This window comes from Roseisalinus antarcticus (assembly GCF_900172355.1).
GTDB lineage: Bacteria > Pseudomonadota > Alphaproteobacteria > Rhodobacterales > Rhodobacteraceae > Oceanicola > Oceanicola antarcticus_A.
Genome location: NZ_FWFZ01000007.1, coordinates 132,709 through 144,778 on the forward strand (window position 1 = coordinate 132,709; position 12,070 = coordinate 144,778).

General features: G+C 67.5%; 8 protein-coding genes and 1 pseudogene. 3 read left to right on the plus strand and 6 right to left on the minus strand.

Annotation, left to right across the window (positions count from 1 at the left end; genetic code table 11):
• Window positions 1–77 precede the first annotated feature (77 nt).
• On the plus strand, window positions 78–1,715 hold the full coding sequence (locus ROA7023_RS08945) for a thiamine pyrophosphate-binding protein (RefSeq protein WP_085878674.1): 1,638 nt from the start codon (window positions 78–80) through the stop codon (window positions 1,713–1,715).
• Window positions 1,716–1,998: 283 nt separating this feature from the next.
• The gene (locus tag ROA7023_RS08950; protein ID WP_159458469.1) at window positions 1,999–2,817 is read left to right on the plus strand and encodes a hypothetical protein; all 819 of its coding nucleotides are present in this window, start codon (window positions 1,999–2,001) and stop codon (window positions 2,815–2,817) included.
• 218 nt (window positions 2,818–3,035) lie between these two features.
• Here ROA7023_RS08950 and ROA7023_RS24400 read toward each other — a convergent pair whose 3' ends face one another.
• The 4 genes and pseudogenes from ROA7023_RS24400 to cobO all read right to left on the minus strand — a co-directional run bounded on the left by ROA7023_RS24400 (window position 3,036) and on the right by cobO (window position 6,362).
• Entirely contained in the window at window positions 3,036–3,227 is a 192-nt protein-coding gene (locus ROA7023_RS24400; protein WP_159458470.1) for a hypothetical protein, read from the minus strand.
• A gap of 314 nt (window positions 3,228–3,541) precedes the next feature.
• Window positions 3,542–5,103: pseudogene (locus ROA7023_RS08960) on the minus strand (alanine/glycine:cation symporter family protein).
• 23 nt (window positions 5,104–5,126) lie between these two features.
• A complete protein-coding gene (locus ROA7023_RS08965; RefSeq protein ID WP_085878677.1) occupies window positions 5,127–5,561 on the minus strand; it encodes a universal stress protein in 435 nt (144 codons plus the stop codon).
• A gap of 192 nt (window positions 5,562–5,753) precedes the next feature.
• On the minus strand, window positions 5,754–6,362 hold the full coding sequence (gene cobO / locus ROA7023_RS08970; RefSeq protein ID WP_085878678.1) for a cob(I)yrinic acid a,c-diamide adenosyltransferase: 609 nt from the start codon (window positions 6,360–6,362) through the stop codon (window positions 5,754–5,756).
• A gap of 69 nt (window positions 6,363–6,431) precedes the next feature.
• Here cobO and ROA7023_RS08975 point away from each other — a divergent pair, with 69 nt between their 5' ends.
• On the plus strand, window positions 6,432–7,556 hold the full coding sequence (locus ROA7023_RS08975) for an endonuclease/exonuclease/phosphatase family protein (RefSeq protein ID WP_085878679.1): 1,125 nt from the start codon (window positions 6,432–6,434) through the stop codon (window positions 7,554–7,556).
• A 6-nt stretch (window positions 7,557–7,562) separates the two neighbouring features.
• On the opposite strand, the gene ROA7023_RS08980 is transcribed toward ROA7023_RS08975, so the two are convergent.
• Both ROA7023_RS08980 and cobN read right to left on the minus strand, forming a co-directional pair.
• The gene (locus tag ROA7023_RS08980; protein ID WP_143535501.1) at window positions 7,563–8,000 is read right to left on the minus strand and encodes a GNAT family N-acetyltransferase; all 438 of its coding nucleotides are present in this window, start codon (window positions 7,998–8,000) and stop codon (window positions 7,563–7,565) included.
• 345 nt (window positions 8,001–8,345) lie between these two features.
• On the minus strand, window positions 8,346–12,053 hold the full coding sequence (cobN, locus tag ROA7023_RS08985; protein WP_085878681.1) for a cobaltochelatase subunit CobN: 3,708 nt from the start codon (window positions 12,051–12,053) through the stop codon (window positions 8,346–8,348).
• Window positions 12,054–12,070: the final 17 nt, after the last annotated feature.

Genomic DNA, 12,070 nt, shown 5'->3' on the forward strand with positions numbered 1-12,070 from the left:
GCACTTAGGGCTTCGTCCCCGGGTTGCAAGGCGGCGAGCGCGGGGCCAGTGTCTGCCCGAACAGGCGGAGGCATGACATGCGGCACGGCGGCAAGATACTGGCCGATCAACTGCACAAGCTCGGGGTGCGGCGGGTGTTCTCGGTGCCCGGAGAGAGCTTTCTCGCCGCCCTCGACGGGCTCTACGAGAGCGGGATCGAGAACATCGTCTGCCGGCAGGAAGGCGGGGCGGCGATGATGGCCGAGGCGCAGGGCAAGATGTCCGGCGCTCCCGGCGTCTGCTTCGTCACGCGGGGTCCCGGCGCGACGAATGCCAGCGCCGGCATCCACATCGCCCGGCAGGACAGCACGCCGATGGTGATGTTCGTCGGCCAGATCGACCGGGGCCACCGGGACCGTGGCGCCTTCCAGGAGGTCGACTACCGCGCGATGTTCGGCGGGCTGGCCAAGTGGGTCGCCGAGATCGACCGGACCGACCGCCTGCCGGAATACATCGCCCGGGCTTTTCGCGTCGCCCTGTCGGGCCGGCCCGGTCCGGTCGTCCTCGCGCTGCCCGAGGACATGCTGTCCGACAGCGCCGACGTGGCGGACTACGACGGCCTCGTCGGGGTCTATCCCACGCCCGCACCGGCAGCGTTTGACGCGATCATGGCAAAGCTTGCGGAGGCGGAGCGGCCGCTCGTCGTCGTTGGCGGCCCGCACTGGTCGCCCCGGGCAGAGGCCGACCTGAAGCGTTTCCTCGAGGTGCAGGGCCTGCCCGCCGTGGCGGATTTCCGGCGGCAATCCTACCTCGACAACCGGCACCGCAGCTATGCGGGGGACCTCAACGTCGGCATGGCCCCGGCGCTGGCGGCGCGGGTGCGGGAGGCCGATTGCCTGCTTCTGCTGGGCAGCCGCCTGGGAGATATCGAGACCCGCGGCTATACGCTTGTCGATCCCGCGGCACCCGCGCCGACCATTCTGCAGGTCCACCCCGATGCCGACGAGATCGGCCAGGTCTACGGGCCGGCGGCGGCGGTCGTGGCCACTGCGCCCGACGCCTTGGAGGTGCTGGCAGGCCGCGCCCGGCTGTGCGGCCGGGAGGACTGGACCGCCGCCGCGCGGGCCGACTACGAGGCCTGGCGCAGGCCACACCCGACCCCGGGCGACGTGAAGATGGAGGAGATCGTCCACTGGCTCTCCGACTCCTTGCCCGAGGATGCGATCCTGACCAACGGGGCAGGGAATTATGCCGCCTGGCTGCACCGGTATTTCGTCTTCAAGGGGCCGGGCACCCAGTTGGCACCGACCTCCGGCTCCATGGGATACGGGTTTCCCGCGGCGGTGTCGGCGGCCCTGCAGCACCCCGAACGGGTCGTCGTCTGCATGGCCGGGGATGGGTGCTTCCAGATGACCCTGAACGAGATGTCCACCGCCGTGCAGCACGGCGCGGCCCCCATCGTCGTGGTCTGCAACAACGGCCAGTACGGCACGATCCGGATGCACCAGGAGCGGCACTACCCCGGGCGCGTCTCGGGCACGGCGCTGGCCAACCCGGATTTCGCAGCGCTGGCGCGGGCCTATGGCGGGCACGGAGAGCTTGTCACGCGGAGCGAGGATTTCGCGGACGCCTTTGCCCGGGCGCGGGCGGCGGGGGTGCTTGCCGTGATCGAGCTGCGCGTCGACCCCGAAGCACTCTCCACCGGCGCCACGCTGACCGAACTGCGGGGAAGCTGAGCAGGGGGAAGCGTTCGCGCACCCCGCGCACGGATCCGGGATGAAGAAGGTCCCCTCTCGGGGGATCACCAGCTGTCGTCGGACGTGTCGGGGTCAGGACGCGCCGGTGGCGCTGCACCGACCGCTCCGAGGCCGGTGGGGCGGTTTCCGCGAGCCTCACGAAGGGGCAATGTCGCAACACGGCACAACGCGCCCGCAAAAAGGGAGTCGTCTCTGCGGCCGTCGCGTGACATGGATCAGGTTCGCGGTTGCATGACCGACCGACGCAGCATGGGGCAATAGCTTGACCGCGGCATCCTTTCGCGACCGCGCAGGTCGCATGACGGTCGCAATTGCTCTGGCGATGATGGTGCTGAGCCTTGCCGCGGGATTGTTCGATGAACGCACCTTGGGCGGCGCTTCTGTCTGGTCGAAGCCAACCAAATTCAATTTTTCATTTGCGGTCCACATCGCGACCCTGATGGTCTTTCTGTCTTTGCTGCAGGCGGATTTGCGCAAGAGCAAACTGATCACGTCGACGATGCTCGTCACCTGCGCCGCGGTGCTGCTTGAGCTGGGGTATGTCGGGCTTCAGGCGGCGCGCGGGCGTGCATCGCACTTCAACCAAGAAACGCCCTGGGAGGAGTTGGCATACTATGCCATGGGCGCTGCGGTCGCGGTTGTCCTGCTTGGTACGCTTGTCATCGGGTTGACGGTATGGCGCCGTCCGGTGTCACAGGTCGGCCCGGGGCTGCGGCTCGGGGTGGGCCTCGGGACCTTGGCGGGAACCCTCGCCACGCTGGCAACTGCCGGGGCGATGTCGAGCATGCAGTTCACGCCAACCGGGCATTGGGTTGGCGGGGATCTGACGGATGCCGGGGGGCTGCCGATTCTTGGCTGGTCGACAACGGGCGGCGACCTGAGAGTTCCGCATTTCTTTGCAACGCATCTGCTTCAGGCGCTTCCGGTCGCCGGGTGGCTGGCAGACCGTTCGGGACTAGCCTTCCCACGCGTGGTCCCGTTGGTCGCAGCTGTCGCCGGACTGGCCATTGTCTGGTTCACCTTCCAGCAGGCGATGTCCGGTCAACCGGTAATCGGCTGGAATACCGCTCGCTCGCCATAGGGTCGTCTTTCATTTCCGAACGGCGACGTCGTGCGACCATCCGACAGTCGGAATGCCTCCGTGCCGGCGGATGTGCGCAGCGGCCGCCTCGACGGCTCCGGGGCCCTTGCAGGATGTGTCAGAGATCGCAACGCGCGGCTGAGGCTGTCGCAACCGCGTCCAGCGCATCCGGCTTTTGCGTCGGGCCGCGGCGAAAGGCTGGGCCTTCATCTGGCCATTCACCGCAATCCAAGGATGGATGCGGGTCCATGACCATTTGAAGGGAACGGCATGATCGAGCCCGCCGTCTTGCTGACCTGCGCGTCGATAATTCTTGGCTTCGTATTCATCCCCGGCCCAGCCACGTCGTTGACGGTCGCGCGGGCCACCACATCGGGAACCAGGGTCGGGATCGCGACGGGTGCGGGCATCACGGCGGGGGATTTCCTCCACACGATCGTCTTTGCCGTGGCGTCCGGGGGGCTTGGCACCTTTCTTCGCCGGAACCCTGCTGTCCTGAGGTGGCAAGGCAAGGTCGTTGGCAGCATCTACTGCGCGTTGGGTGTCCGTCTCGCCCTGCAGGAGCGATAGGCGCTCCGTCCGGCAAAGTCTTGCCTATCCGGCAGTCGTGTTCGCAGGGTTGCACGCCATCCGCGACGGGACCTCAAGGGGACGGTGCCCCGGATCGGAAAAGGGCCTCCCCGACGGATCGGGAAGGCCCGGGTGTTCGACCGATCCCGAAGGATCAGGTTAACTTCTTGATTTCGAATGATTTTCGGCGGCTCTGGTAGCTTTCCAGCTCACGCTTCACGATCGGCATCAGGAAGTAGAGGCCGATGATGTTGACCACCGCCATCGCGAAGATCGCCGCATCCGAGAAATCGATGACCGGACCGAGGCTGGCCGAGGCGCCGATGATGACGAAGATGCAGAAGATGACCTTGAACACCAGTTCTTTGGTCTTTCCCTCGCCGAACAGGAAGGTCCAGGCCTTGAGGCCATAGTAGGACCAGCTGATCATCGTCGAGAAGGCAAAGAGAATGACCGCGATCGCCAGAACGTATTTGAACCAGCCGAAGGTCGACCCGAAGGCCGCCGACGTGAGGGCTACGCCGGAATTGCCATCGAGGTCTGGATCGCGGTGCTGCCCTCGTTCAGCAGGTAGAGCCCGGTTTCCGGGTCCGACACGAGCTGACCGGTGATGATGATCACCAGCGCCGTCATGGTGCAGATCACGACCGTGTCGATGAACGGCTCGAGCAGCGAGACGAAGCCCTCGGTGATCGGCTCCTTGGTGCGCACCGCCGAGTGGGCGATGGCCGCGGAGCCGACGCCCGCCTCGTTCGAGAAGGCGGCGCGCTTGAAGCCCTGGATCAGGGCCCGGACAAAGCCGCCCGCCACGCCGAGGCCGGTGAAGGCGCCCTCGAAGATCTGGCCGAAGGCCCAGCCGATGCTTTCGTAGTTGAGCAGGATGATGACCAGCGCCGTCAGGACATAGAGCACCCCCATGATCGGCACGACCTTCTCGGTGACCCGGGCGATGGACTTGAGCCCGCCGATGATGACCGCAAAGACGATGCCCGCGAAGATCACGCCGGTGATCCAGCCGGGATAATCGCCCACCACGTTCGTAAGCTGCGCATGGGCCTGGTTGGACTGGAACATGTTCCCGCCGCCCAATGCGCCGAGGATACAGAAGATAGAGAACATCACCGCAAGGAACTTTCCGGCCGGCAGCCCGCGTTCCTCGAACCCCTTCGTGAGGTAGTACATCGGCCCGCCCGAGACGGTCCCGTCCGGGTATTCGTTGCGGTATTTCACGCCCAGCGTGCATTCGGTGAATTTCGACGCCATGCCCATGAGGCCCGCGAGGATCATCCAGAAGTTTGCCCCCGGTCCGCCGATGCCGATGGCCACCGCCACCCCGGCGATATTGCCAAGCCCCACGGTGCCCGAGAGCGCCGTCGCCAGCGCCTGGAAATGGCTGACCTCGCCCGCGTCGTTGGGGGCGGAATAGTCGCCTTTGACCAGGGCGATCGAATGGGGAAACGCGCGGAACTGGATCAGGCCGAACTACACGGTGAAGACCGTCGCGCCGACAACCAGCCAGGCCACGATCCAGGGGAAACTGGTGCCCGGAAAGTTGCTGAAGATCAGATTGACGAACCAGCCTGTCGAGCTGGCAAAGACATCGTTGATCCGTTGGTCGAGGGTCATGGCCGTCTCTTCGACGGCCTGGGCCAAGGCGGGCGTCGCCGCCAGCATGGCCGGAGCGGCGAAGGCCGCTCGCTTGAATGCCTTGTTCATGAATGTCCCTATCTGTTTATTGTTTATGGAACAATGGTGACGGGCACGGGCGAGACCTGTGCCAGGCTTCCGGCGACGGACCCGAAGAGCCGCGACGTCAGCGACGAGCTTCCCGTGCGGCCGATCACGACCTCGTCCGCGCCGGACTCTTCGATGATCCTGCAGAGCACCTCGGCGATGTGGCCGTATCTCAGCACGGTCGTCACCTTCAGCCCGCTATCGGCGAGCCTGGCCTTCACCGGCTCCATCAGGGCCGTGTCGGCGCGGCGCAGCTCTTCGGTGCGGCGCTTGTGCCGTTCTTCCAGCTCCTCCGGGGTCAGGAACGAATACGGGGACCATTCCAGAACATGGGCGACGATCAGCTCGGCCCCCTCGGACCTTGCCAGCCCGGCGGCGAAGTCGAGAGCGGCCTGGGCGCTGTCGCTTTCGTCGAATCCTAGGACAAACTTGCGGGACACTGTCGTCCCTCCTGTATTGTTTGCCCCAAGACGGGGTGGAGGGAGCCTAGACCGACCTGTCCCGTCGGCAGAATCATCTTTGTTGTTTTGATGCGGCGGCGCGACAGGACCGCCGCCGCGTATGTCCTGTCGCAAGGTTGAGAGAAAAAGTAGCAGCGGCGGGACATGTCCCGCCCCGGTCGGGCCCTGCGCCTAGAACTCGACGCCCTGCTGGGCCTTGATACCGGCGCGGAACGGGTGCTTGACCAGCTCCATCTCGGTCACGAGGTCGGCGATCTCGATCAGGTCCGCATGGGCGTTGCGCCCGGTCAGCACCACATGGGTCATCGGCGGCTTTTCGGCGGCGAGGAATTCCACGACATCGGCGATCGGGACATAGTCGTAGCGGATCGCGATGTTGATCTCGTCGAGCAGGACCATGCTGTTGGCCGGATCGCGGATCAACTCCTTGGCCTTTTCCCAGGCGGCCAGCGCCATTTCGGTGTCGCGGGTCTTGTCCTGGGTCTCCCAGGTGAAGCCCTCGCCCATGGTGTAGAACGGGCATTCCTCGGCAAACTTCGCCAGGATCAGGTCGCGCTCGCCGGTCGACATCCCGCCCTTGATGAATTGCACCACGGCGCAGGGCATCCCGTGGGCGATGTGGCGGAAGATCATGCCGAAGGCTGCGGTGGACTTTCCCTTGCCCTTGCCGGTGTGGACGATGACGAGGCCCTTCTGGTCGGTCTTGGTGGCCATGATCTTGTCGCGGGCGGCCTTTTTCTTGGCCATCTTGGCGGCGTGGCGGTCGGCGTCGTCTGACATGGGTAGGGTCTCCCTGACTTGAAACGGCACCATTGCGCGGGGCAGCTTGGGGGGCAAGGGGGTGCGCCGATGCCAAGCTACAACGACCTGCGGCCGGACGAGGATTTCGTCGCGCGGGATTTCGCGCGGGTCTTTCCGGCGATGACCCCGGCCGAGCGGCAGCGCTGCATCCAGGGCCTGATGCGGCTGAAGATGGGGCTTGGCACCCTCGTGCCGCCGCGCCGGACCGAGGCCAACCTGCTGGTTGCCAGCTGGAACATCAAGGAATTCGGTCATACCGGTCAGCGCCTGCCCGAGGCCTATTACTACATCGCCGAGATCCTGTCGGCCTTCGACCTGATCGCCGTGCAGGAGATCAAGTCGACCCTGGTGGATCTGGACCGGGTCATGCGGATCCTCGGCGACGACTGGCGCTACATGGTGAACGACATCACCGACGGGGCGGACGGCAATTCCGAGCGTTCGGCCTATGTCTACAACACCAGGCGGGTAGAGCTGTCGGGGCTGGCCGGAGAGATCACGCTCTGGGACGAGCTGACGGCGGGCTCGGCGCTCAAGCAGTTGAAGCGGGCGCCCTATATCACCGGGTTTCTCGCGGGGTGGAAGCGGTTCGCGATGATCAACCTGCATCTACATCCGGGCGACGGCGCCGACGACCTAGCCTTGCGCGGCGAAGAGGTCCGGCTGCTGCTTGCCGCACTGGAGAAAAAGCGCACCGGGCTCTGGACGGACAACCTGGTGCTGGTGGGGGACATGAACCTCTACCTCGGCGACGACGCCGCGACGGTGGCGCGGCTCGAGGCGTCCGGCTACCTGGATTGCGGCGGCCTGAAAGGGGCGCTGACCAACGTGACCCGCAGCCAGGGCTATGACCGGATGTTCTTTCGCAAGAACGATTACTTCCAGTTCGTGCAGGACCAGCAGCAGCGCGAGAGCGGCGGTGTCTTCGACTTCTTCGCCCATGTCTATCGCGACGGAGACTGGGCGCCTTACCGCGCCGAGATGGCGGCGGATCACACCAACCCTGTCAAGGCGGCGGCGCTGCCGGCGGACGACGACCTGGCGCGGTCCTATTTCCGGCATCCTTGGCGCAAGAACCAGATGTCGGACCATTTCCCGATCTGGGTGGAGCTCGTGACGGACGATTCCGCCAAGTTCCTTTCGGACAACCTGGCCGAAATGCGCGGCGCCTGAGCGCGTTCAGTCGATGCGGGCGCCGGGGGCCAGGGCCTTGGCAAGGTAGCTTCTGCGGCGGGCGGGGGGGCCGCCGTCGAGGGTGCCGAAGACGGTATATCCAAGCTTTTCGTAGAATTCGGGCGCCTGGAAGGCGTAGCTGTCGATGAAGATCCCGGTGATGCCCTCGGCGCGGGCCTTGTCCTCGGCCGCGCGGACAAGGCGGGCCCCGTGGCCGCGTCCGCGCCGGTGCGGGGCGACCGCGATGTAGCGCACGAAGAGCCAGTCGAACAGACGGTAGCCCTCGAACCCGGCGACACATTGCCCGTCCTCGCGCAGCTCCAGCAGGAAGGGGGTATTGTCGAAGGGATGCCCCGATGCTGTCGCGTGGTCGGACACCCAATCGTAGAGCCGGGTGTGAAAGGCGGTCTCGTCCTCGGTCGGGGGCAGGATCTGGGTCGTCATGGCCGGCAGTCTGGCGACTAGCCGGGCGAGGTCAAGCGGCGGATCGCCGATCGGCGGGGCGGGATCGGCGTGGAATTGCCGGCGGCCTGCCTGCCCGGGCCCGGTCACGATCCTGTGCACGATATTTGCGAAAAAGGTGTGGAATACCCGTCTCGCGCCGGTCCGGCTTCGGGGCCAGACTTGAGGCGCAGGGACGATCACGCGGGACCGACGGACATGAAGACCTCATTGCGCCTTTCGCTCTTTCTGATGGGCGGCTTCCTGGCCCTTGCGGGCCTGTCCGGGCTGATCGGCTAACGTCCGGGCGGTGACCAGATTATTCGCGAATAATCTGGGGCCCGGTGATCAGGCGCGGTGGGCGGTTATTCGGGCGGCGGCGCTGTTGGAGCGCGGTTGCCACAGGCCCCGGTCGATGGCCTCCTGCAGGCGGTCGGCGATGTCGCGGAGCGCCGGCGCGTTGACTTCGGCGATGAACCCCCGGGTGGCGTCGTCTTCGAGAAACGCGGCCTCGACCAGGTCGAAATGGTGGTTGCGCACCGCGCCGGTCGTCGCGGCGAAGGCGAAGAGGTAGTCGACCGTCGCCGCGATCTCGAACGCGCCCTTGTAGCCGTGGCGTTTCACCCCGTCGATCCACTTGGGGTTCACCACCCGGGACCGGACGACCCGGGCGATCTCATCCTCCAGCGTGCGGATGCGGGGGCTTTCCGGGCGCGAATGGTCGTTGTGATAGATCGGTCGGTCGCGGCCCTGCAGGGTCGCCACGGCAGCCGCGGCGCCGCCCTCGAACTGGTAGTAATCGTCCGAATCGAGGATGTCGTGTTCGCGGTTGTCCTGGTTCTGGACGATGGCCTCGGCCCCGCTCAGGCGGGCCTCGAGCCCCGCCCGGTCCCGGCGCCCCTCGGCGCCCGCGCCATAGGCGTAGGAGCCCCATTCCAGGTAGGCCTCGGCCAGATCGGCGCGGGAGGCCCAGAGCCGTTCGTCGATCATCGCCTGGAGCCCCGCGCCATAGGCCCCGGGTTTCGAGCCATAGACCCGCGCGGCGGGGGCGCCGGCCCGCGCACCGGCCGCGGCGGGATTCATGTCCTCGGGCTCGTCGAGGGCCTGGATTGCCCGTGCGGCGGAATCCATCAGGTCGATCAGCCCCGGGAAGGCGTCGCGGAAGAAGCCCGAGATGCGCAGTGTGACGTCCACGCGGGGCCGGTCGAGGATGGTGAGGGGCAAGATCTCGAACCCGGTGACGCGGCGATTGGCGGCGTCCCAGGTGGGCTTGCAGCCCATCAGCGCCAGCGCCTGGGCGATGTCATCCCCGCCGGTGCGCATGTTCGACGTCCCCCAGGCGGTGAGCAGCAGGTTGCGGGGCCAGTCGCCGTGGGTCTGAAGATGGGTCTCGATCAGAAGTGTCGCCGATTTCCAGCCCAGGGCCCAGGCGGTCGGGGTGGGGATGGCGCGGCTGTCGACAGAGTAGAAATTGCGCCCGGTGGGCAGGGTGTCGAGCCGGCCGCGCGTCGGCGCACCCGACGGGCCGGGCGGGATCGCGCGGCCGTCGAGCGCCCTCAGCAGGGCCGCGCCTTCGGCCGGGCCGCACGCGGCCACGGCGGGGCGGACAACGTCCTCGATCTGGGCAAGGACCGTGGCACTGGCGGCGCCGGGGGCGGTAGCCTTGCCGTCGAGCAGGTCCTGCGCCAGAAGCTCCAGCCGCTCTACCGTGTCGCCATTGGTGCGCCAGAGATCCGCCGTGAGGGGGGCGAGAGCCTCGGGGCGCTCCTGTGCCGCCTCGGCCGGGGGGCAGTCGAGCGGATCCATGGCGATGCCAAGATCGGCGGCGAGGGCGCGGATCAGGGAGGCGTTGCCCGCCTTGCCCTCGGCCCGGGGCACGCGGGCCAGGGCGATGGCCAGGTCACGGGCCTGGCGGCCGGTCGGGCTCTGGCCGAAGACGTGCAGGCCGTCGCGAATCTGGGCCTCTTTCAGATCGCAGAGCCAGGCGTCCAGCCGGGCCAGATCGCTGTCGTCATCGCCCGAGAGACCGGCGTCGGAGGCCAGACCGGTGGCCTGGGACAGCGACAGGATCTCGCGCCGCAGGTGGGTCGTGCGGCGGGGATCGACGCCGGCGGCCTCGTAGTACTCGTCCACCAGCGCCTCGAGGTCGCGCAGGGGGCCGTAGCTTTCGGCCCGGGTGAGAGGCGGTGTCAGGTGATCGACGATCACGGCCTGGGCCCGCCGTTTGGCCTGGGTCCCCTCGCCCGGATCGTTGACGATGAACGGGTAGATGTGCGGGACGGGGCCGAAGGCGATCTCGGGCCAGCAGGTCTCGGACAAGGCGACGGCCTTGCCGGGGAGCCATTCGAGATTGCCGTGCTTGCCCATGTGAACGATGGCATGGGCGCCCCAGTGGTCGCGCAGCCAGAGGTAGAAGGCGAGATAGTTGTGTGGCGGGACGAGGTCGGGCGAGTGGTAGGTATCGGTCGGGTCGATATTGTAGCCGCGGGCGGGCTGGAGCGCGACGACGGCGTTGCCGAAGCGGTGGATGGAGAGGGCGAAGACAGGTTCGGAGCGGCCCTCCGGGGGGAGTTTTTCCGCCAAGATGAAGGGATCGGATTCAGGCGGGCCCCAGCGGTCGGTGACCTGTTGCTTGGCCTCCCAGGGCAGGGTGTCGAACCAGGTGCGGTAGGTGGAGAGCGGCAGATGCTCTCCTCCGGTGCGCGAGGCGCGGTCGGTCAGCCAGTTGGTGGGGCCGGCCATCAGGGTCGCCATCAGGGTTTCGGCATCGGCGGGGGGGGGCGTCTGGTATCCGGCCTCGGCCAGCAGGGTCAGGGCATGGACGGTCGCGGCCGGTGTGTCGAGGCCGACCCCGTTGGCCAGGCGCCCGTCCCGGTTCGGGTAGTTTGCCAGGACCAGGGCGACGCGCCGGTCTCGGGCGGGGGTGTGGCGCAGGTGGGCCATTCGGGCGGCCATCTGCGTTACCGCGTCGATCCGGTCGCCGCGCGGCCTGTAGGTGGCGATGGGGCATTCGGTGGCCTCGTCGAAATAGGCCGCGTCCTTGAAGCTGATCGCGCGGGAGAGCAGGCGGCCATCGACCTCGGGCAGGGCCACGTTCATGGCGATGTCGCGGGCCGAGAGGCCCGACAGGCCGCCCTCCCACGCCTCTTCGGTGCCGCCGGACAGGATGACCTGGAACACGGGGGCGCCGTTCGCCTCGGCGCTGGCGAGCGGGTTGCCGGAGCCCGGGGAACCGGGGGTGCCGGTGGCGAAGGCGGTGCAGTTGAGGATGACCGAGGGCGGCGCCGCGGTGAAGAGAGACGACAGCATGGCCTGGCTCACGTCGTCCTTGAGCGAGGCCGCGAAGATCGGCATCGGGTTGAGGCCGGCGCGCAGCAGGCTTCGGGTCAGGCGGTTGATCGGGGCGAGCCCGGCGCCCTGCAGCAGGGCACGGTAGAAGACGATGGGCACGACCGGGGCGTCCTGGGTCCATGCACTGCGCAACCGGGTCAGGTCGGGTGCGGTGGCGCCGGGCCAGTAGAGACCGGCCCGCAGCAGGGGGCGGGCGGGCGCGGCCGTGCGCTGCTCCGTCCCGCTGGCGATGTCCGCCGCATGGCGCAGGAAATTGGCGGCGTTCTCCGGCCCGCCTTCGACCAGATAGGACCAGAGCGCGTCGTAATCCGCCTCCGAGACCGTGCTGAGCGCCCGCAGCTCGGGGTCGGGCTTGTCGTCGCCGGGCAGAAAGGCGACGGGCACCCCCGCTGCGTGGAGCCCGGCGGAATACTGCGTCAGCCCGTAGCGCCAATAGCCCGCGCCGCCCAGCAGCCGCGCCACCACCAGCCGGCATTTCCGGGCGCAGGCGTCCAGGTGCAGGTCGACGCTCATGGGATGGTGCAGGTGCGTCAGGTTGGCCAGCCGCAGGCTCGGCGCCTCGGGCAGGTTGGCGCGGGCCTCCGACAGGGCCGCGAGTTCGGTATCGGCGGCGGAAATCACCAGGATGTCGGCGGGGGTCTGGCCCAGGTCCGTCGGCTCTTTGCCGTCGTCGACGGCACCGGGTGTCGCGGCGAGGAGATGCATCTGGCGGCCCTTCGGGT

Bases quoted from the DNA above. Each gene is read 5' to 3' on its own strand.
- cobN (WP_085878681.1), bottom strand. From the start codon at position 12,053: ATGCATCTCCTCGCCGCGACACCCGGTGCCGTCGACGACGGCAAAGAG.
- ROA7023_RS24400 (WP_159458470.1), bottom strand. From the start codon at position 3,227: ATGCCCGCACCCGTCGCGATCCCGACCCTGGTTCCCGATGTGGTGGCC.
- ROA7023_RS08945 (WP_085878674.1), top strand. From the start codon at position 78: ATGCGGCACGGCGGCAAGATACTGGCCGATCAACTGCACAAGCTCGGG.
- ROA7023_RS08975 (WP_085878679.1), top strand. From the start codon at position 6,432: ATGCCAAGCTACAACGACCTGCGGCCGGACGAGGATTTCGTCGCGCGG.
- ROA7023_RS08980 (WP_143535501.1), bottom strand. From the start codon at position 8,000: ATGACGACCCAGATCCTGCCCCCGACCGAGGACGAGACCGCCTTTCAC.
- cobO (WP_085878678.1), bottom strand. From the start codon at position 6,362: ATGTCAGACGACGCCGACCGCCACGCCGCCAAGATGGCCAAGAAAAAG.